Annotated in this window: 16 protein-coding genes and 1 pseudogene; 10 read left to right on the top strand and 7 right to left on the bottom strand. The window is 63.8% G+C overall.

The genetic code is table 11. The annotated features are described in order from the left end of the window. Positions 1-18: 18 nt before the first annotated feature. Complete coding sequence (galK, locus tag ACSMXN_RS18795; RefSeq protein WP_022913848.1) at positions 19-1149, bottom strand: galactokinase; 1131 nt, start codon at positions 1147-1149, stop codon at positions 19-21. After that, positions 1146-2198 carry a UDP-glucose 4-epimerase GalE gene (gene galE / locus ACSMXN_RS18790; protein WP_022913847.1) on the bottom strand — a complete coding sequence of 351 codons (1053 nt, stop codon included), beginning with the start codon at positions 2196-2198 and terminating at the stop codon, positions 1146-1148. Before galE ends, galK begins: the two co-directional genes overlap by 4 nt. A 124-nt stretch (positions 2199-2322) precedes the next feature. On the opposite strand from galE, the gene ACSMXN_RS18785 reads away from it, so the two are divergent. From ACSMXN_RS18785 to ACSMXN_RS18765, 5 genes and pseudogenes are all read left to right on the top strand, one after another. Then, positions 2323-3711 carry a hemolysin family protein gene (locus tag ACSMXN_RS18785; RefSeq protein WP_022913846.1) on the top strand — a complete coding sequence of 463 codons (1389 nt, stop codon included), beginning with the start codon at positions 2323-2325 and terminating at the stop codon, positions 3709-3711. Positions 3712-3935: 224 nt separating this feature from the next. Beyond that, positions 3936-5234: a lytic murein transglycosylase gene (locus tag ACSMXN_RS18780; protein ID WP_022913845.1), complete on the top strand. Its 1299-nt coding sequence runs from the start codon at positions 3936-3938 to the stop codon at positions 5232-5234. Positions 5235-5317: 83 nt separating this feature from the next. Further along, a complete protein-coding gene (trpS, locus tag ACSMXN_RS18775) occupies positions 5318-6343 on the top strand; it encodes a tryptophan--tRNA ligase (protein ID WP_022913844.1) in 1026 nt (341 codons plus the stop codon). Positions 6344-6349: 6 nt separating this feature from the next. Continuing rightward, positions 6350-6874 carry a 2'-5' RNA ligase family protein gene (locus ACSMXN_RS18770; protein ID WP_022913843.1) on the top strand — a complete coding sequence of 175 codons (525 nt, stop codon included), beginning with the start codon at positions 6350-6352 and terminating at the stop codon, positions 6872-6874. A 24-nt stretch (positions 6875-6898) separates the two neighbouring features. Next, positions 6899-8019 (top strand): annotated as a pseudogene (locus ACSMXN_RS18765) (YhjD/YihY/BrkB family envelope integrity protein). Here the strand turns inward: ACSMXN_RS18765 and ACSMXN_RS18760 are convergent. Next, the gene (locus tag ACSMXN_RS18760) at positions 7937-9313 is read right to left on the bottom strand and encodes a serine hydrolase (protein WP_155958417.1); all 1377 of its coding nucleotides are present in this window, start codon (positions 9311-9313) and stop codon (positions 7937-7939) included. The pseudogene ACSMXN_RS18765 and the gene ACSMXN_RS18760 sit on opposite strands and share 83 nt — an antisense overlap. Before the next feature lie 39 nt (positions 9314-9352). Here ACSMXN_RS18760 and ACSMXN_RS18755 point away from each other — a divergent pair, with 39 nt between their 5' ends. The 4 genes from ACSMXN_RS18755 to ACSMXN_RS18740 all read left to right on the top strand — a co-directional run bounded on the left by ACSMXN_RS18755 (position 9353) and on the right by ACSMXN_RS18740 (position 14036). After that, entirely contained in the window at positions 9353-9619 is a 267-nt protein-coding gene (locus ACSMXN_RS18755) for an SCO4848 family membrane protein (protein WP_022913840.1), read from the top strand. A gap of 38 nt (positions 9620-9657) precedes the next feature. Beyond that, positions 9658-11175, top strand: coding sequence for a glycerol kinase GlpK (gene glpK / locus ACSMXN_RS18750; RefSeq protein WP_022913839.1), 1518 nt, complete (start codon positions 9658-9660; stop codon positions 11173-11175). Between the two features lie 97 nt (positions 11176-11272). Then, entirely contained in the window at positions 11273-12967 is a 1695-nt protein-coding gene (locus tag ACSMXN_RS18745; RefSeq protein ID WP_022913838.1) for a glycerol-3-phosphate dehydrogenase/oxidase, read from the top strand. A 160-nt stretch (positions 12968-13127) separates the two neighbouring features. Continuing rightward, entirely contained in the window at positions 13128-14036 is a 909-nt protein-coding gene (locus tag ACSMXN_RS18740) for a PDDEXK family nuclease (protein WP_155958416.1), read from the top strand. 202 nt (positions 14037-14238) lie between these two features. Here the strand turns inward: ACSMXN_RS18740 and ACSMXN_RS18735 are convergent, their stop codons facing one another. The 4 genes from ACSMXN_RS18735 to sdhC all read right to left on the bottom strand — a co-directional run bounded on the left by ACSMXN_RS18735 (position 14239) and on the right by sdhC (position 17713). Further along, positions 14239-14991: a succinate dehydrogenase iron-sulfur subunit gene (locus tag ACSMXN_RS18735; RefSeq protein WP_022913836.1), complete on the bottom strand. Its 753-nt coding sequence runs from the start codon at positions 14989-14991 to the stop codon at positions 14239-14241. A 22-nt stretch (positions 14992-15013) separates the two neighbouring features. After that, a complete protein-coding gene (gene sdhA, locus ACSMXN_RS18730; RefSeq protein ID WP_022913835.1) occupies positions 15014-16759 on the bottom strand; it encodes a succinate dehydrogenase flavoprotein subunit in 1746 nt (581 codons plus the stop codon). A 61-nt stretch (positions 16760-16820) separates the two neighbouring features. After that, positions 16821-17273 carry a succinate dehydrogenase hydrophobic membrane anchor subunit gene (locus tag ACSMXN_RS18725; protein WP_022913834.1) on the bottom strand — a complete coding sequence of 151 codons (453 nt, stop codon included), beginning with the start codon at positions 17271-17273 and terminating at the stop codon, positions 16821-16823. A gap of 2 nt (positions 17274-17275) precedes the next feature. Beyond that, positions 17276-17713 (bottom strand): succinate dehydrogenase, cytochrome b556 subunit, encoded by a 438-nt coding sequence (sdhC, locus tag ACSMXN_RS18720; protein WP_196811328.1) that lies wholly within the window; start codon positions 17711-17713, stop codon positions 17276-17278. Positions 17714-18202: 489 nt separating this feature from the next. On the opposite strand from sdhC, the gene ACSMXN_RS18715 reads away from it, so the two are divergent. Continuing rightward, positions 18203-19261: a BMP family ABC transporter substrate-binding protein gene (locus ACSMXN_RS18715; RefSeq protein WP_196811319.1), complete on the top strand. Its 1059-nt coding sequence runs from the start codon at positions 18203-18205 to the stop codon at positions 19259-19261. Positions 19262-19427 lie beyond the last annotated feature (166 nt).

Here is a 19427-nt window from a genome sequence, read left to right as displayed (position 1 = left end):
CAGTCCGGTGGCGGTCGGCTAGCTCAGCCGATGCGTACCCGCGGAGGCGGTAGCAGTGAAAATCGAGGGCTCGGTGTAGCCCCGCCCGCCGAAGGCGCCATCCAGTCCGATCGCCGCCGCGCGCGCTTGAGCCGGATCCATCAGGCCGATCGCGCAACCGCCGAAGCCGCCGCCGGTCATTCGAGCGCCATAAGCCTCAAAAGCCAGCATCACCTCGACGGCGAGATCAACTTCGGGAACGGACACCTGAAAATCGTCTCGCAGGCTGGCGTGTGAGGCCGTGAGCAGCCGACCCACCTGTCGGAGCTGACCGGTGCGAAGCAGGCCAGCAGCGGCGAGCGTCCGGTCGTTCTCGGTTATGACGTGCCGGGCGCGCTTGCGAAGCAGGTCGCTGTCGAGTTTCTTCATCGCATCGGGGAGGTCCTCGAGCGTGATATCGCGTAAGGCGGGGACGCCCAGCTGGCGAGCAGCCTCCTCGCAGGCAGCGCGTCGTTCCGCATAAGGCCCCGCCACGTGTTGGTGGTGCGCTCGGGTGTCAACTACGAGCAAGGCCAGCCCGGCGCTCTCGAGGTCGAACGGTAGAGCCTCGACCGTGAGGGTTCGCATATCGCACAGCAGCACTTGGCCCGCAGCGCCGAACACCGAAGCGAGCTGATCCATCCCGCCGGTCGGTGTGCCTACAAAGTCGTTCTCGGCCTGGCGTGCGATCGAAACTACCTCGCCCTGATCCAGTCCGAGGTCAAACAGGTCGGCCACAGCCGCAGCCACCGCGCACGCCAGCGCTGCCGAAGAAGAAAGGCCCGCGCCCTCGGGCACATCGCTGTTGATCTCAATGCTCATGCCGCCGAGCTGGTGACCCCGCTGGCGTAACGCCCAGACCACGCCGATCGGGTAACCAGCCCAACGGTCCTGAGAGCGAAGCAAGGCGAAAGCCTCCGGAGCCGCACCGCGCAATTGGATTTCGACCGGATCGGTGCGCTGAGCCGAAACGACCTCGACAACGTCTTCGTCCAGCCTGGAAACACTCGCATCGCAACCCTGGGCAATGGCCAGCGGCAGGCAGAATCCGTCGTTGTAGTCGGTGTGTTCTCCGATCAGGTTGACCCGTCCGGGTGAGCGCCACCGCGCGGGTGAGTCGGCTGAACTCACGCCTTGGCGCCGTCGCCGTCATGGTCGGCCTCGACATCGCGGTTCCGAACCCGGTTCGCTGCGAAGGTCGCCGCATCAGCAACCATCTGATCGAGGTCGCGCGTCGGCCTCCAACCGAGGACTTCGGCTGCACGGATGTTGGAGGCGATGAGGACGGCAGGATCGCCCGCGCGGTTCTCGCGGTCCACGGTCGGTGTGGGCGCGCCGGTGACCTCGCGGACGGCAACGACCACCTCGCGGACGGAGTTGCCCCGCCCGGAGCCGAGGTTGCAGATCAGATGCTCGCTCCGGTGATGCTCCGTCCACGCCAGTGCCCGCAGGTGGGCATCCGCCAGGTCCATGACGTGGATGTAGTCGCGGATGCACGTGCCGTCAGGCGTGGGATAGGACGTGCCGTAGATGCTGAGCTCGGCGCGGATGCCGGCCGCGACCTCGAGAGCGATCGGGATGAGATGCGTTTCGGTGGTATGGCGTTCGCCGAGCATCCCCTGCTCGGTGATCAAGGCCCCGGCAACGTTGAAATAACGCAGGCTAACCGCGCTGAATCCGTAGGCGTGGGCGTAGCTGGTCAGCATGTGGTCGACCGCCAACTTGCTCGCCCCGTAGGTGCTCGTCGGCGTGGTCGACGCGCTCTCGAGGATCGGAACGGTTTCGGGTTCGCCATAGGTCGCGGCTGTCGAAGAAAACACGATTCGGCGCACCTCGTGCTGGCGCATCGCTTCGAGTAACGCCAGGGAGCCGCCGACGTTGTTAGCCCAGTAGAGCTCGGGAGATCGCACCGACTCGGCCACGACGGACCGAGCAGCACAATGCACGACGGTATCGATCGACGCACGCGCAAATACTGCATCAGTGGCAGCAGGATCAGCGATCGAACCCTCGACGAAATCCGCGCCCGGCGGCACCGCATCAGCGTGCCCGGTGGAAAGGTCGTCGAGGACTACAACCTGGTGTCCTGCGGCCAGCAGTTGTGCCGCTACGACGCTGCCGACGTAACCGCCCCCGCCCGTGACGAGTACGTGTAGCGCGGGTGGGGCTGGCGGGTTCATAGGCGTTCGATCCAAGCTGAGATTGGGTGGGTAGGAGCGGCCGACCTTACACTCGAGAACAATCCGGTAGCCGGACGAAGTATGACGTGAGACAGAACTTCGACCAAGGGGCGATTCGCACCAGATGAACGGCACTCTGCTCAACGTTCTCATCGTGCTGGGCCTGATCCTGGTCGAGGCGCTGTTCGTCGCCGCCGAGATTGCCTTGGTTTCGCTGCGTGAAGGTCAGACCAAGGCGATGGCCGATGCCGGCCGACGCGGCCAGGCTGTGGCGCGACTGCTGGCGGACCCGAACCGGTTTCTTGCCGCCGTCCAGATCGGCGTCACGTCCACCGCACTGCTGTCCTCGGCCTTCGGTGCCGTCACGCTGTCCGAGGCGGCGAAGGACGCGCTCATCGACCGAGGCGTTGGTGAGACCCTCGCGGGTGTCGTGGGCATCGTCGGCGTGACGTTGCTGATTTCATTCGTCACGCTCGTCCTTGGGGAGCTGGCGCCGAAACGGCTCGCGCTTCAACGTCCGGAATCCGTCTCGATGTTGTTCGGACCAACCCTGGATCGGATGGCTCGGGCCCTCAGGCCAGTTATCTGGCTGCTGTCACGTTGTACGGATGTGGTGGTCCGGATTCTCGGTGGAGATCCCAAGGCCGGTCGCGACATGATCAGTGAAGAAGAGCTGCGCGGCCTGGTGGCCGCTCACGAGTCGTTGACGACCGACGAGCGGCGCTTGATCGACGATGTCTTCGCGGCGGGTGAGCGCACCGTGAGCCATGTGATGATCTCGCGGACGGAGGTCACCTTTCTGGAGGGCAGCATGACGATCCGTCGCGCGGGCAAGATTGCGGGGGACTCACCCCACTCGCGGTATCCGGTGACTGGCCAGAGCAACGATGACATTCTCGGTTTCGTCCATATCCGTGATCTATTGCTCGGCGCACCCGGAACTGACCCGCTGACTGACCGCGCGCAGACAGTCGCAGACCTGGTCCGCGATGTGAAGGTGCTGCCTGGCTCGAAGAACGTGCTTGCCGCACTCAGCGAGATGCGCCGGGAGGGCCACCACATGGCGATCGTGGTCGATGAGTACGGCGGCACCGATGGCATCGTCACACTCGAGGATCTCATCGAGGAGGTCATCGGCGATATCCGTGACGAGTACGACGCTGACGGCGATGCCTCCCGCCGCCTGACCGGGGGTGTCGTCGAGCTGGACGGACGGGTCAACCTCGATGAGTTCGAGGAATACACCGGTGTCGCGCTTCCTGACGGCCCGTACGAGACAGCGGCCGGCTTTGTGATGTCCCGGCTCGGCAAACTGCCGCAGGTCGGCGACCGCGTCGAGCTCGACAAGCACGTCATCTCTGTCCTGGACGTGGATGGCCGGCGGACCTCACGGATCCGAGTCGAGCCGCTGCCTGAACGGCAGGAACCGTCCGCAGAGCCGATTTCCAAAGATGCACTCTCGGGAAAGCCTAAGGATTCTTCGGCGGCTGCCGAAGAGGTTGGTATGCCCTGAGGTCGCGATGGCGACTTGAGGTCATACCGCTTAAGCAGGACCGCTGAAGCAAGGCTGGTGTGAGGTTTGGCTAGACGAGATGGCCGGGATCTTGCGGCTGGATGACGATTGCGACAAACCGCACGTAAAGTTTGTGTCAGGGGTAGCTAAATACGTATTTGCGTTCGATGATGGACGCTCTGAACGTGTACGACTAACCACTCTCAACGCGTTGGGCAAAGCTCGTGGCACATCCTCGGTACGCTCCCGGTCGGGCCAGCAAACGACTCTCACTCTCCATTGGCGTCAGCGTCGCAGCAATTGCGGCGTTGCTACTGCTCGCCTGTGGCCCCCTGTCGGCCACTACCGCCACGAATTCAGACGCCAACACTGCGAACCTCGACGCGCTCGGCGATGCTGCCACCACCTCGCTGTCGACGGGCTCGACGCAGAGCGACCCGCCGGTATGGGGCGATATTCCGATCAAACCGTCTACCTTCAGCAGCTACACCCACGCCAGCGCTACCGTCGCGCCGGTCGCGGCACCTTTCGGTCCGGCCGGTGCCACCGGCGAGCTCGGCATCCCGTTGCTCGTCCTACAGGCCTATCACCTTGCGGCGCAGAAGATGGCGGTCGAGGAACCCGCCTGCCACTTGCCATGGTGGCTGCTCGCCGGCATCGGCCACACTGAATCGGGCCATGCCGAAGACGGCAGGCTGTACGCCGACGGCACGACCCGCGGGCGCATTCTCGGACCGGTTCTCAACGGCGGTATAGCCGGCGATGCCGTCATCACCGATACCGACCACGGCGTCCTGGACGGCGACACCACCTACGACCGCGCGGTCGGGCCGATGCAGTTCATTCCCAGTACCTGGGCGAGCGTAGGTGCGGACGGAAATGGCGACGGCAAGAAGGACCCCAACAACATCTTCGATGCGACCCTCGCGGCCGGACGATACCTGTGCGCGCATGATCGGAATCTGGCCACGGCTGGTGGCCTGCAAGCGGCGATTCTGAGCTACAACAACTCACAGGCCTACCTCGCAACCGTTCTTGCCTGGGGCGAGGCGTACCGCGATCGGGCAATTGGCATCGACGGCTCGATCCTGCCCGTCGTATCGGACGTGACCAAGGTCCGGCCGCCGCTGAAGAGCCGCCCGCCGGCGAAACCTACCGTGAAGGCATTGAACAGCTCGACAGCCAAGGCACCGGTCAAAGCCGGCAGCGACCCAGCTGGTACGGCCTCCGCGCCGGCCCCATCGACCACCAGGGCGCCCAGCACGCCAGCGGCAACCTGTACGCCGGCTAGTTCGACAGCGCCGGCAGAGACCAGCTCGAGCTCTGCCGACCGCGGCGGCAATGTAGCCGTGCCGAACTCCGCGTCCGACTCAGCCTCGTCCAGCGCAGCACCGTCGAAGTCGGCGGTACCGAACGCGGCGCTACCCAACTCGAGCGCGCACCCTCAGGACACTTCCGGCGGCTCGACTTCGACGGCAGCGAGCAGTGCCGCCTCGTCTGCTACTCCCACCTGCCACAGCTGAGGCGAATCCGGCCGAAATCAACAGTCGAGGGCTTGTCGTGCTGCTGATGTCGACCGGCCAGCGTCGGCTAAGAGCAAGATGGAATGATCTGGCGGGTGAACAACCAACCGCGTGTCCTGTCGGGTATCCAGCCGACGGGCGACTCCATGCAGCTCGGCAACTATCTCGGCGCGGTTCGCAACTGGGTGAGCATGCAGGACGGCTACGAGGCGTTCTACTGCGTGGTCGACTTGCATTCGATCACGATCGAGGCTCCGGAGCCGGCAGTGCTGCGCCAGCGAACCCGCATCGTGGCCGCGCAGCTGCTCGCTGCCGGTCTGGATCCGGACCGTTGCACCCTGTTCGTCCAGTCTCACCGGCCCGAGCACACCCAGCTGTCCTGGGTGCTTGAGTGCATGACTGGCTTCGGCGAGGCCAACCGGATGACGCAGTTCAAAGACAAGTCGGCAAAATCCGGCATCGACCGCCAAGGCGTCGGCCTGTTCACCTATCCGATCCTGCAGGCCGCCGACATCCTGCTTTACCAGGCCAACTACGTCCCCGTCGGCGAAGACCAGCGACAGCACCTGGAGCTGACCCGCAACCTGGCACAGCGGTTCAACGCCAAGTACGGCGCGGCCTTCACGGTGCCAGACGCCTTCATTCCGAAGTCGGCAGCCAAGATCCTGGACCTCACGGACCCGACCGCCAAGATGTCCAAATCTCGACCTGACGCAGGCACGATATATCTCGCTGATTCCCCAGCGGCGATAACGAAGAAGATCAAGCGCGCTGTCACCGATACCGACAACGAGATTCGATACGACCCGGAGAAGAAGCCTGGGCTCTCGAACCTGTTGGCTATCCATGCCGCCATGACCGATCGGGCTCCGGAGGACGTGGAAGCAGAATTCGCCGGGCAGGGCTACGGAAACCTCAAGGTCGCGGTGGCCGAGTCAGTGGTGGCATTTGCGACGCCATTCGCGGCCCGTACCCAAGAACTGCTTGCCGACCCGGCCGAGCTCGACCGGATTCTGGCCCGGGGCGCCGAGCGGGCTCACGCGCTGGCAGGCCCGACTTTGGCCGATGCATATGACAAGGTCGGTTTTCTTGCCCCTGCAGTAGGCTGAGCGACGATGACGGACAAACTGACTATCGGGGTGGCGATCGCCATACCTGAGCCGCACGCCTCCGTCCTGGCCGAGTGGCGTCGTCGGGTCGGCGACCCCGAAGCCAACCGGATTCCGACCCACGTCACGCTTCTGCCGCCAACGGATTTCGGCGCCGATGAACTGGCCGTGGTGGAGGAACATCTGTCGTGGGCGGCCGAACAGGTCGGCCCATTCACGATGCGTCTTTCGGGTACCGGAACGTTCCGGCCGATCTCGCAGGTGGTCTTTGTCCAGGTCTCCACGGGCATCGCAGAATGTGAACTACTCGAACGTGCGGTCCGTAAGGACCCGATCGTCCGGGAGGTTGAGTTTCCGTACCACCCGCACGTGACGGTTGCGCATGACATTGCTGACTCGGCCCTCGACGAGGCCTTCGACCAGCTACGCGACTTCGTGGCACAGTTTCAGGTGGATCGGTTTGTAATGTTCTCCCAAGACGATGACCGCGCGTGGCATCGCCACCGGGAGTTTTTCCTGACCGGCTCGTAACGAGCCGAGACGGCTCTGCGGGTTATGGCAACGAATAACAAAGGCACGATCGCTTCGCTGCGCCAACGGGCGGCCGAGCGATGGAAGTCGATCAAAGAGCGCCGGCCTGGTGTCAGGCACGTGGTGACGGCATATCAGAGATACCAGGACAACCACGGCGATCATCTCGCAGCAGCGATAACATACTTCAGTTTTCTGGCCTTGTTTCCCCTTATTTTGTTGGGTGTTTCGGTGGTCGGATTCATTCTTGCCAACAACACCCATCTGCAGAACGAGCTCTTCGACAGCATCGCGCGCAACCTGCCCGGGACTTCGGAACTACCGTGAGCGACGCGATCGATTCGGCGGTGCGGAGGCGTGCGAGCGTCGGCATCATCGGCCTCGTCGGCGTTACGCTCGCGGGCCTGGGCTGGATCGCGAACCTTCGAACGGCGATCGACACGGTGTGGGGACTGCCTAAGGCGAAACGCTCGTTCATCGGTGCGAAGCTCTCGGACGCTCTCGTGCTGCTCGGCCTGGGTCTCGGCGCAATAGTCTCGATCGCGTTGACGGCCGGGGGTACATCGGCAACCGGGTTCGTCCTGCGCGAAAGCAACCTCAACGGCGTGACCGGGGCCGGGACCGCCGCCAGAATACTAGGTATCTTGCTGGCGATCGTCGGCAGCATGATCATCTTTGGTTGGTTGCTCATCCGACTACCGGCGGTGGAGGTTTCGCGGGCCACCGCGTTTCGAGCCACTCTGCTGGCCTCGATCGGCTTCGAGATTCTCAAGATCGGCGGGTCGTACTATATTTCGCGCGCTACCCAGTCGCCGGCGGTGGCGGTCATCGCGCCGGTCCTGGGCATCCTGATCTGGATTGATCTCGTGTCCCGCTACCTGCTCTATTGCGTCGCGTGGGCGGCAACAGCCGAACCTGGATCACGGCACCGACTCGACGCGGCCAAGGCGCTGGCACCGATCGAGCACCCACACACCGAGCAGGCCGAGGTCGGCGAGGCGCCGGGCGAGGTGGTTCGTCCCCTCCCGTCGTTGTCTCCGATCGCGATCGCTGCCAGCCTCTTCAGCGCCGGCGCAGCTGTCGGCGGCGCAACCGTCGCAGCCCTACAGCGCCGCCGACGAGCAAGAGTGCAGCAAGAACGGTAGCGATGACTGTCGCCGTTGTCGTGCCGGTCGTCGCCGATCTTGCCGACGCTCCTGCCACGTGCGGCGCGAGGCTCGACGTCGGGCCGTTCGACGTTGCCGTGCCGGCTGACCCGAGGGGGCTCGTCGCTGGCGTCGCATCGACGGCAGAAATGGGGCCGGCGAGCACGCCCACCGGCTTGATCGTCGCCTTGAGCTTTGCGGCCCAATCGAAGAGGGCAGAGGCTTGCTGGAATTGGTCGAGCGGGTAACGGTGATTGCGTAGAAAGACCAGACCCAGCCGGTGGCCGTTTCGGGTGGCGGCGCAGACGTAGGTGTTCTGGGCGGCATCGGTGAAGCCCGTTTTCGCTACCAGCGCACCGGGAACGCCTTGCAGGAAGTTCAAGCTCTGGTTGTCGAACTCGTAGGCGCCAACCGCGCCATAGACGCTTCTCTTGGCCGGATAGGTAGCGCTCGGAAGCCGGTCATACCGTACGAATCGTGGTTCATTGATCGCCGCGCGCAAGAACAACGCCATGTCATACGCGGACGTCAATTGCTGCCAGCCGTCCAGCCCGGACGGCGTCTGGGCGAGGGTGTCGTAAGCGCCGAGCTCCAGAGCCTTGGCGTTCATCTCGCGAACCGTCTTTGTCACCCCGCCATTCGCCTCGGCAAGTGCGGCTGCGGCGTCGTTACCTGAGACCAACATGAGCGCACGGAAGAGATCGTCGACGGTGTACTTGGCCCCAGCGAGCAGGCCCACCGCGGAGCCTTCGGCGGCTGCCGCCGTTCTGGACACTGTGATGATCCGGTTACCCGGCAGCTTGGGCAGCACGGTGATCGTGGTGAGGAGCTTCAGAATGCTCGCGGGTTGGTACCTTCCGTGCGGGTCGCGGGCAGCGAGCACCTCACCGGTATCGAGATCGGTCAAGATCCAACTGGCTGCGGTGATATTGGCCGGCAACGGCGGCGCGCCCGCCGGCAGGACGAGCCCGCGTCTGGCCAGTGCCGCACCGCCTGGCACCGAGCCGTCCGGGGCCTTTGCGCCGAGCGGTGGATGTGGATCAGGAGCCCCTGGTGACAGCTCGGTCGAGGTCGGCTTGGGCGCGGCTGGGGGCACCCTGATCGCCGGCGCTTCACTCGCTGGGCTTGTGCTGGCCGGGAGATTGCTGGGGCTCTCGGGGCTGGCGGCGGCGGGGAAGACTGGTTCCGCCAGCGCCACGGCCATCGAGGTGACCGCAACCAGCCCGACTATCGGCGGTCGTAGCCGCGAGAGGGTGCTGGATCGCCTGGATGCGTCCCGCGACCGTCTCTGCACCCTGTAAGGCTACGGGTCGCGGCGGGGGATACTTGCAAGGTGTTGTTGTCGAAGCGGGTCTCGGGTTTTCTCATCGCGTTCGGTATCTGGTCCCTCTGGATCTGGCCAACCTTCCTGCACAACATCTGGAAGGACGACCGGTCATTCGACCACGGACCGACCGGGTTCTTCCTCGTCCACCTTGCGCTTACCGTCGTTTCGCTGAGCCTCGGCCTCATCATCGGCTGGATAGGGGTACGAGGCTGGCGGGCCGCGAGTTCGCGGCAGACAGCTCAGGATGCGGTCGACTCGGCCACGCGCGGCTAGGCCGGCGCTCGGTTTCAGGCAGACGCCAGGAGGGCGCGATGGCCGATTTCGTCGGGGCAATAGATCAGGGAACAACTAGCTCACGATTCATGATTTTCGATCATGACGGAAACGAGAAGGGCAAGCACCAACTCGAACACGAGCAGTTGCTTCCGAGAGCGGGCTGGGTCGAGCACAACCCGATCGAGATAGTCGAGCGCTGCAACGCGGTGTTACAGACGGCCGTCAATCGGGCCGGTTTGACCGCCGCGGACTTCGCCGCGATAGGCGTCACGAACCAGCGTGAGACGACCGTCATCTGGAACCGAAAGACTGGGCGACCCTATTACAACGCGATCGTCTGGCAGGACACCCGGACCGATCGAATCGCCTCGGCGCTCGACCGGGACGGTCGAGGTGATGTGATTCGCCGGAAGGCCGGACTGCCGCCGGCAACCTACTTCTCAGCTGGCAAGATCCAGTGGATCCTGGAAAACGTCGAGGGTGTCCGGGCAGACGCCGAGCGCGGCGAAGCGATCTTTGGCACCACCGACTCGTGGTTGATCTGGAACTTGACCGGCGGTATTCGCGGTGGCGTACACGTCACCGACCCGACCAACGCCAGCCGGACGATGCTGATGAATCTCGAGACGTTGGACTGGGATGACGAACTGCTGTCGTTCTTCGACATTCCGCGTGGCATGCTGCCCCGCATCCGTCCGTCGTCTGACCCCTCGGGTTATGGCGAGCTGACCACGCTCGCGACTACGTCGGGCGGGGTCAGGATCACCGCTGACCTTGGCGACCAGCAGGCGGCGACGGTCGGCCAGGTGTGCTTTGCCCCAGGCGAGGCGAAGAACACCTACGGCACCGGCAATTTCATGCTTCTGAACACAGGCACCAACCTCGTGCGAAGCGAGAACGGCCTTTTAACCACGGTGTGCTACCAGTTCGCAGCTGAGAAAGCCGTTTACGCCTTGGAAGGTTCTATCGCGGTAACAGGCTCGGCGGTGCAGTGGCTGCGCGATCAGCTGGGGATCATCTCCGGCGCCTCAGAGGTCGAAGCACTGGCCGGGCAGGTACCCGACAACGGCGGTGTGTACTTCGTGCCGGCGTTTTCGGGTCTGTTCGCGCCGTACTGGCGTTCCGACGCTCGCGGCGCAATCCTCGGACTGTCCCGATTCAACACCAACGCACATGTTGCCCGTGCCACCCTCGAGGCCATCTGTTATCAGACCCGCGACGTCAGCGAGGCGATGGAGCGCGATTCCAAGGTAACGCTGGATGTGTTGAAGGTAGACGGGGGCGTAACCGCAAACGCACTGTGCATGCAGTTACAGGCCGACATCCTGGGCGTGCCGGTCAGTCGACCGGTGGTTGCCGAGACGACAGCGCTCGGGGCGGCCTACGCAGCGGGGCTCGCGGTTGGATTTTGGCAGGATACGGATGAACTGCGCGCGAACTGGCAGGAGTCCAGGCGGTGGCAGCCGTCCTGGTCGGCCCAGCGGCGCGCCGAAGGTTATGCGGGGTGGCAAAAGGCCGTGGAGCGAACTTTGGGGTGGGTTGACGTCGACTAGCGCGGCTGGTCAGGGCAGTCACGACGGGCGTTCACTCTGACTGCATAGGCTGGTGGTCGAGTCCCGATCAGAAAGGCAGCCGGTGAGCACACCAGCTATGTCTCCGCAGGGCCGGTCAGAGGCCTTGGTCGCTATGGCCGCCGCGCCAGAAGTCGACGTGCTGATCGTCGGCGGTGGCGTGGTTGGCGCTGGTGCCGCGCTCGACGCTGTGACCCGGGGCCTGTCGACCGTGATCGTCGAGGCTCGAGATTGGGCCAGCGGTACCTCCAGTCGCTCGAGCAAGCTCATCCACGGCGGCCTGCGATATCTGGAGATGCTCGACTTCGGCTTGGTCCGCGAGGCACTGCACGAACGTGGTCTGCTGATCCAGCGGCTTGCCCCGCACCTGATTCGTCCCGTCCCGTTCTTGTATCCGCTCACGCATCGAGGTTGGGAACGTGCTTACGTCGGCGGGGGAGTGCTGCTCTACGACGTCATGGCCTCGGCCGGCCGGAACTCCCGCGGGCTGCCTCATCACCGGCATCTGACGCGGCGGCGCGCGCGACGCGAGGCTCCCGCGCTGAGGAAGGATTCCCTTGTAGGCGCAGTGCAATATTGGGATGCACAGGTCGACGACGCCCGACACACCATGACGGTGGTGCGCACCGCAGTCTCCTTCGGCGCGCTGGCCGCGAACCGAACTCGAGTGGTCGGCTTCTTGCGCGAGGGCGAACGGGTCACCGGCGCCCGGTTGATTGATCTGGAAACGGGCAACGAGTTCGAGGTACGCGCCAAGCAGGTCATCAACGCCACGGGCGTGTGGACCGATGAAACTCAGCGGATGGCCGACACCCGCGGGCAATTTCACGTGCGTGCGTCCAAAGGCGTGCATCTGGTGGTGCCGCGGGATCGGCTGCAATCGAGTACCGGACTCATCCTGCGAACCGCGACGTCCGTGCTTTTCGTGATTCCGTGGGGGCGGCATTGGATCATCGGAACCACCGATACCGACTGGAACCTGGATCTCGCGCATCCTGCGGCGAGCGCCCGCGACATCGATTACCTACTGGAACAAGTGAATTCGGTGCTCTCCGCGCCGTTGAGCCGCGCCGATGTCGAAGGCGTCTATGCCGGGCTTCGTCCGTTGCTATCAGGTGAATCGGAATTGACATCGAAGCTCTCCCGGGAACATGTTGTGGGTCATCCGGTACCGGGGCTGGTCGTGGTTGCGGGTGGCAAGTACACGACATATCGAATAATGGCCAAAGACGCAGTGGACGAAGCCGTGCGGGGGATGGATCAATTGGTCCCCGACTCGTGCACCGACACCATTCAGTTGGCGGGTGCCGAGGGTTTCGAGGGTGTGCGAAATCAGCGGCATCGGCTGGCCGCGGAATCTGGGTTGCACGTTGTCCGGATCGATCATCTGCTCAACCGATACGGCAGCCTGCTGCATGACCTGTTGATGCTGGTGAAAACTGATCCCGGGCTGGCAGAGCCGCTGCCCGGCGTCGACGATTACCTGCTGGCAGAAGTGGTGTATGCCGTTACCCACGAGGGCGCGCGGCACCTCGACGACGTGCTCGCCAGGCGCACGCGCGCGTCGATCGAGGCCTGGGACCGTGGGGTCTCGGCTGCGCCCGTGGTAGCCGGACTGATGGCGCCGCTACTGGGCTGGGACGATGCACACCGCGCGACCGAGATCGAGCATTATGTTTCGCGGGTACAGGCCGAGCGGGAATCACAAGAGCAACCCGACGATGCGACCGCCGATGCGGCTCGATTAGGCGCTGCGGATATCGTCCCGGTGTAGCTTCGCTTTTTGCCGCCACCTGTTCACCCGCCAACCGGTATACGCGCGGGTCGTCATGACCGCTTGTACGTATACCAACCTCGAGTCCACAGGCTCGACGAGGGTCCACAGTTCTATGGCACGCTGCCGCGGCGCCCGAGACCGGCCGAACATCGATGTCGTGTACACGCAAGCGGCATCTCGTACCTTCGCGGCAGGGACGGGCAGTCGTCACGTGCAATCCCGGGCAGCGCTTCGACTCGCCGGCGTGACGCAAGGTGAGATCAAGGCGCGAATCGCGGCTGGTCGCTGGCGTTCCTGTGGTCGCGCGATTGTCATGCACAACGGCCCACTAACCAGACGTCAAGGTTGGGACGTTGCGCTAATCAATTCGGGGCCGCGCGCGATGTTGACTGCGTTTACTGCGGCAGAGATCCACGGCCTCGTTGGCTGGGAGCGCGACGAAGCGCACGTGCTAACTCCACTGGGGACGAGGAACGTCCGGTTGGCAGGTTTGATCGTGGCTGTTCACAGAACCCGGCTGTGCGAGATCGCCACGGATCCGTTCGCCAAGAGGTGTCAGGTGCTACCGGCTGCACTGATCGTTGCCGCGACCACGTTTCGGTCACCGCGACCGGCCTGCGGCATCTGCGCAGCAGCCGTGCAGCAGCGTCTGCTCAGTCCACAGTCGCTTTCCGATGAACTTGCTCGGCGCCCGACTCTCCGACATCGCAAGGCACTGATCGCGGCGGTGCACGATATTGCCGGGGGATCGCAGGCGTTGAGTGAGATCGACTTCGTACGACTGTGCCGCCGGGCCGGATTGCCAGAGCCTTTCCGCCAGCGTGTTCGCGACGAGCCTGGCGGCAGGCGACGATATCTTGACGCGAGCTGGCGCCGCGGCGATGGTCGATTGGTCGTAGCCGAGGTCGACGGTGCGTTGCACTTGAGTCAGGCGAGATGGTGGGACGATCAGCACCGCCAAAATGAGCTGGTCCTTGCCGAGGCAGTCGTGTTGCGCTTTCCGAGCATGATCGTGCGAGATCAACCCGAGCTGGTTGTCAGCCAGCTGCGACGCGCCTTGGCCTGACGCTGGCGGGGGAGGTTGGTATACAGCGGGGTCGTCATAGCGACTTGTGGGTATACCGGTTCGGGTGGGGTGCGGGGGCCTGACGCTGGCGGGGGAGGTTGGTATACAGCGGGGTCGTCATAGCGACTTGTGGGTATACCGGTTCGGGTGGGGTGCGGGGGCCTGACGCTGGCGGGGAGGTTGGTATGCAGCGCGGACGGCGTCAGACTCGGCGAAACAGCAGAGCCTGCTTCACCTCAGCGATGGCCTTGGTGATCTGAATGCCGCGCGGGCAGGCCTCGGTGCAGTTGAACGTTGTCCGACAGCGCCAGACGCCTTCGCGGTCGTTGAGGATTTCGAGCCGCTCCTCGGCACCCTGGTCACGGGAGTCGAAGATGAACCGGTGCGCGTTCACGATCGCCGCCGGGCCGAAATACGAACCATCGGTCCAGAAGACCGGGCACGAAGTCGTGCAGGCAGCGCAGAGAATGCACTTCGTGGTGTCGTCGAAACGGTCTCGGTCCGCCTGAGACTGCAACCACTCCTTCGACGGCTCGTTGCCCGTCGTGATCAGAAATGGCTTGACTGCGCGGTACGCCTCGAAGAAGGGTTCCATATCGACGACAAGGTCCTTCTCCACCGGCAGGCCTTTGATCGGCTCGATGGTGAGACGGTCGGGCATGTCCTTCATCAAGACCTTGCAGGCGAGGCGATTGACCCCGTTGATCCGCATGGCATCCGAGCCGCAGACGCCGTGTGCACATGATCGACGGAAGGTCAGCGTCCCGTCCTGTTCGCCTTTGATCTTCATGAGCAGGTTGAGCACCCGATCGGTCGGGAAGGCATCAACCGTGTACGTGACCCAGTTGACCTCTTCGGAAACCTCGGGGTTGTAGCGCCTGATCTTGACCTCGATGGGCCGTGACACCGGCGCCTCAACGGGGGCCACGGCGGGACGCTCAGCAACTGCAGTCATGGTGGGCTCGATTCCTTCGAGATCAGTACTTGCGGGCCATCGGCTGATAACGGGTGACGACGACCGGCTTCCAGTCGAGGTTCACCGAACCGTCCTCGGCGCGGTAAGCCATCGTGTGCTGCATGTAGTTGGCATCGTCGCGTTCCAGATAGTCCTCGCGTGCATGCCCGCCGCGGGATTCCTTGCGGTTTCTGGCCGAGATCACGAGCACCTCCGCCAGGTCGAGAAGGAAGCCGAGTTCGACCGCCTCGAGCAGGTCGGAGTTGTAGCGCTTGCCCTTGTCCGATATGGCGACGTTCTCATAGCGCTCGCGCAAGGCGTGGATATCGCGTTCGGCCTCGGACAGGGATTCCTCCGTCCGGAACACCTGAGCGTTGCGGTCCATGGTGTTCTGCAATTCGGTGCGGATGGTGTTCACCTTCTCGGTTCCCGTGGAGGTGAGCAGCTTGCTGACCATGCCCTCGACCATCACCTGCGGATCGGCTGGCAACTCAGGCAGGTCGGCCTTCATCGCGTACTCCGCTGCCGCGATGCCTGCCCGCCGACCGAAGACATTGATGTCCAGCAGGGAGTTCGTGCCGAGCCGGTTCGACCCATGCACCGAGACACAAGCGACCTCGCCAGCCGCGTACAACCCGGGGACGACGTCGGTGTTGTTGCGCAGCACCTCGGCCTCGATATTCGTTGGCACGCCACCCATCGCGTAGTGCGCGGTCGGGTACACCGGCACGGGCTCGGTGTAGGGCTCGACGCCGAGGTAGGTTCTGGCGAATTCGGTGATGTCGGGCAGCTTTGCGTCGATCTGCTCGCGCGGCAGGTGTGTGAGGTCCAGCAGCACGTAGTCCTTGTGCGGGCCGGCGCCGCGTCCCTCGCGCACCTCGTTGGCCATCGAGCGGGCCACGATGTCACGGGGCGCGAGGTCCTTGATGGTCGGCGCGTAACGCTCCATGAACCGCTCACCATCGGCGTTACGCAGGATCGCGCCCTCACCACGAGCGGCCTCCGACAGCAGAATGCCGAGTCCGGCCAGGCCCGTCGGGTGGAACTGGAAGAACTCCATGTCCTCCAGTGGCAAGCCCTTGCGCCAGACGACGCCCATACCGTCACCGGTGAGCGTGTGGGCGTTCGACGTGGTCTTGAAGACCTTGCCGAATCCACCGGTCGCCAACACGACGGATTTCGCGTTGAAGATGTGGATTTCGCCGGTCGCCAGCTCGTAGGCGACCACCCCGGAGGCGACGTCGACGCCGTCGGCGTTGGGAGTCATGAGCAAGTCCAGAACGTAGAACTCGTTGAAGAACTCGACGCCTTGCTTGACGCAGTTTTGATAAAGCGTCTGAAGGATCATGTGCCCGGTGCGATCAGCGGCGTAACACGAGCGACGGACGGGCGCCTCACCGTGGTTGCGGGTGTGGCCACCGAAGCGTCGCTGGTCGATCCGTCCAGCCGGAGTTCGGTTGAACGGCAGCCCCATCCGCTCGAGGTCGAGCACTGCGTCGATGGCTTCTTTGCACATCACCTCGGCGGCATCCTGGTCGACCAGGTAGTCACCGCCCTTGATGGTGTCGAACGTGTGCCATTCCCAGTTGTCCTCTTCGACGTTGGCCAGTGCGGCACACATACCGCCTTGGGCCGCGCCGGTGTGGCTACGGGTTGGGTAGAGCTTGGTCAGCACGGCCGTACGGACCCGCCCGGACGACTCGAGGGCCGCGCGCATTCCGGCGCCCCCGGCTCCGACGATGACTACGTCGTACTTGTGGCTTTGCATATCGAGGTGACTCAGCTTTCAGTTTCGTTCGGCACGCGGGTCGCGAACTGGGTAACCAGCGCTAGTTGATGTTCGGGTCAAAGGTGAAAATCACCAGCGTGCCGAGTGCGATCACCAGCGTTGACGCGGTGTAGAGCGCCATCTTGAGCCAGAACCGGGTCTGGTCCTTTCGGGTGTAGTCATTGATGATCGTTCGCAGGCCGTTAGTGCCGTGAATCTGGGCCAGCCACAACATCAGAAGGTCCCACACCTGCCAGAACGGTGAGGCCCAGCGGCCGGCAACGAAGCCGAAGTTGATGCGCTGAACACCGCCGTCGAGGATGTTCATGATGAACAGATGCCCGAGAACGAGGACGACCAGCAGAATGCCTGAGACTCGCATGAACAGCCACGCGTAGAGCTCGGTGTTCGTACGCCCACGAGATCGTCGTTGCGGCGTGCGCGGCGCGATGACGTTCAACGAACCAGCGGCGCTGCTGCTCTGCACGGTGGAGAATTCGTCAGCCGATGACATCGCTACTTGCTCCCGAACAGAACTTCGAATGAGTGCTTGAACATGAAGAACGCACCCGGGACCATGACCACGAGCCACACGGCAACGATGACCCAAAGCATCTGGCGCTGCAGCTTCGGCCCGCGGGACCAGAAATCGACCGCGATGATGCGCAGCCCGTTCAGCGCGTGGTAGAGCACCGCACCGACCAGCCCGATCTCCATCAGGTTCACGAACGGGTTCTTGTAGGTGGCGATCACCTTGTCGTAGGACTCTGGTGAGACGCGAACGAGCGCCGTGTCGAGCACATGCGCAAACAGGAAGAAGAACGTCAGGACGCCTGTGATGCGATGAGCGACCCAGGACCACATACCCTCGCGTCCGCGGTAGAGCGTGCCGCCGAACTTCGTCTTGGCCGGCGTCCTCGGCGTCGCCTGTGAGGCAGACCTCGAGGTGGGTATCGCGCTCACGCGCTACCTCCGGCGGGGCTTGACGTCTGCCCCGCTCGTACCTCGCTCGATACTCCGTCGCCCACGGATGTACTCCTCTTGCTCGCCAGCTGAACGCAACAACCTTAGTCGTGGCGCGGGAGGGGGCCCAGAAGACTGCGGCCCGATGTGATTTCGCGGACAGCAGGCCTATCCAGCAGGATTTATTGAGCACTTTGGTTCGTCAACGGCGCCGGGGCCGCTTCAGGCGTCATTGTCGGAAGTTGCCCACGACCCGGCCGTACCTTGGCGTATTTTCGCCGAAAGGCTGCGGCGCTGCCGTCCTGAAGAATCAGCCGCACAACAATCGGATGACAAACCTCCGCCACGTTTCTATGCCGTCACATAGTAGGGCTAACGTTCCCATCCGATCGGGGGCGCGGAGCCTCCGCCAAGGACTGAGTAAGGGAGACGGTTTTGCTACTACTGCAGAACTATCGGCGAACCGCCGTAATCGCGAGCGTGGCAGCTGCCGCACTGCTGCTTGGTGCCTGTGGTTCCAAGTCGGATTCTGGCTCGAGCGGCTCGAGCGGGTCCTCGTCGGGCGGCACGAGCGCCGCAGCCGCGAACTACACCGCCTGCATGGTCACCGACACCGGTGGCATCGACGACAAGTCGTTCAACGCGGCTGCTTGGCAGGGTATGCAGGCCGCGCAGTCCGAGGGCAAGGCCAAGGTCAGTTACGTCCAGTCCAAGGCCGAGACTGACTACGCGACGAACATCAAGTCTCTGCAGACGCAGGGTTGCAAGCTCATCGTGACGGTCGGCGGTCTGATGGCCGACGCAACGGTGGCGGCGGCCAAGGGTGCACCGGACCAGCACTTCGTCGAGGTCGACTCGGCCGGCAACGGTACGAACTTGCAGGGCCTGCAGTTCAACACGGCTCAGGCCGGTTTCCTGGGCGGCTACCTAGCGGCTGGCTACTCCAAGTCGGGCAAGGTGGCGACCTACGGTGGGCTGCCGATCCCGCCGGTCACCATCTACATGGACGGTTTCCAAGAGGGCATCACCTACTACAACAAACAGAAGAGCAAGAATGTCCAGCTTCTAGGTTGGGACGAGGCAACCCAGAAGGGCAGCTTCGCATCGTCGTTCACTGACCAGAACAAGGGTCAGCAGCTCGCGAGCAACTTCATCGCTCAGGGTGCAGACATCATCTTCCCGGTTGCCGGCGGCACCGGGCTGGGCAGCGCCGCGGTCGCGAAATCGACCGGCAAGGCCGTCGTTATCTGGGTTGACACCGACGGTTTCGTCTCAGCTCCGCAGTACGGGAGCGTCTTCCTGACCACGGTTGAGAAGAACATTGCCGCCGCGGTTCAGAAGGCGGTCGAGGACGGTTCGGCGGGCAACTACTCGACAACCGACTATGTGGGCACGCTGCAGAACAAGGGTGTCGGTCTCGCCGACTTCCACGACTTCGCCTCGAAGGTGGATTCGGGTCTGCAGTCCGAGCTGACTCAGGTCGCCACCGACATCCAGTCCGGCAAGATCACGATCACCTCGAAGTCCCAGCCTAAGTAGCTCAAATAGGTTAAGGCGTCTCGATCCTCACCGGTCGAGGAGAGGAACTCACGTTGGTGCACAGGCGCTGCGCTGGTCGACAGACCAGCGCAGCGCCTATGCGTGTCGGCTCTGCGTGTCTGCGATGCCTCCCGTGCGTTGATCACCTTGCTGGGTTAGTGTCCGA

Source organism: Parajatrophihabitans canadensis, from assembly GCF_053764775.1.
Note: the sequence above shows the minus strand (reverse complement) of the source record. Positions and strands in the feature narration are given on the sequence as shown.

Excerpts from the sequence above, each read along its gene's own strand:
- galE (WP_022913847.1), bottom strand. The coding sequence starts at position 2,198 with ATGAACCCGCCAGCCCCACCCGCGCTACACGTACTCGTCACGGGCGGG.
- ACSMXN_RS18785 (WP_022913846.1), top strand. The coding sequence starts at position 2,323 with ATGAACGGCACTCTGCTCAACGTTCTCATCGTGCTGGGCCTGATCCTG.
- trpS (WP_022913844.1), top strand. The coding sequence starts at position 5,318 with ATGATCTGGCGGGTGAACAACCAACCGCGTGTCCTGTCGGGTATCCAG.
- ACSMXN_RS18770 (WP_022913843.1), top strand. The coding sequence starts at position 6,350 with ATGACGGACAAACTGACTATCGGGGTGGCGATCGCCATACCTGAGCCG.
- glpK (WP_022913839.1), top strand. The coding sequence starts at position 9,658 with ATGGCCGATTTCGTCGGGGCAATAGATCAGGGAACAACTAGCTCACGA.
- ACSMXN_RS18745 (WP_022913838.1), top strand. The coding sequence starts at position 11,273 with ATGTCTCCGCAGGGCCGGTCAGAGGCCTTGGTCGCTATGGCCGCCGCG.
- ACSMXN_RS18735 (WP_022913836.1), bottom strand. The coding sequence starts at position 14,991 with ATGACTGCAGTTGCTGAGCGTCCCGCCGTGGCCCCCGTTGAGGCGCCG.
- sdhA (WP_022913835.1), bottom strand. The coding sequence starts at position 16,759 with ATGCAAAGCCACAAGTACGACGTAGTCATCGTCGGAGCCGGGGGCGCC.
- ACSMXN_RS18725 (WP_022913834.1), bottom strand. The coding sequence starts at position 17,273 with ATGTCATCGGCTGACGAATTCTCCACCGTGCAGAGCAGCAGCGCCGCT.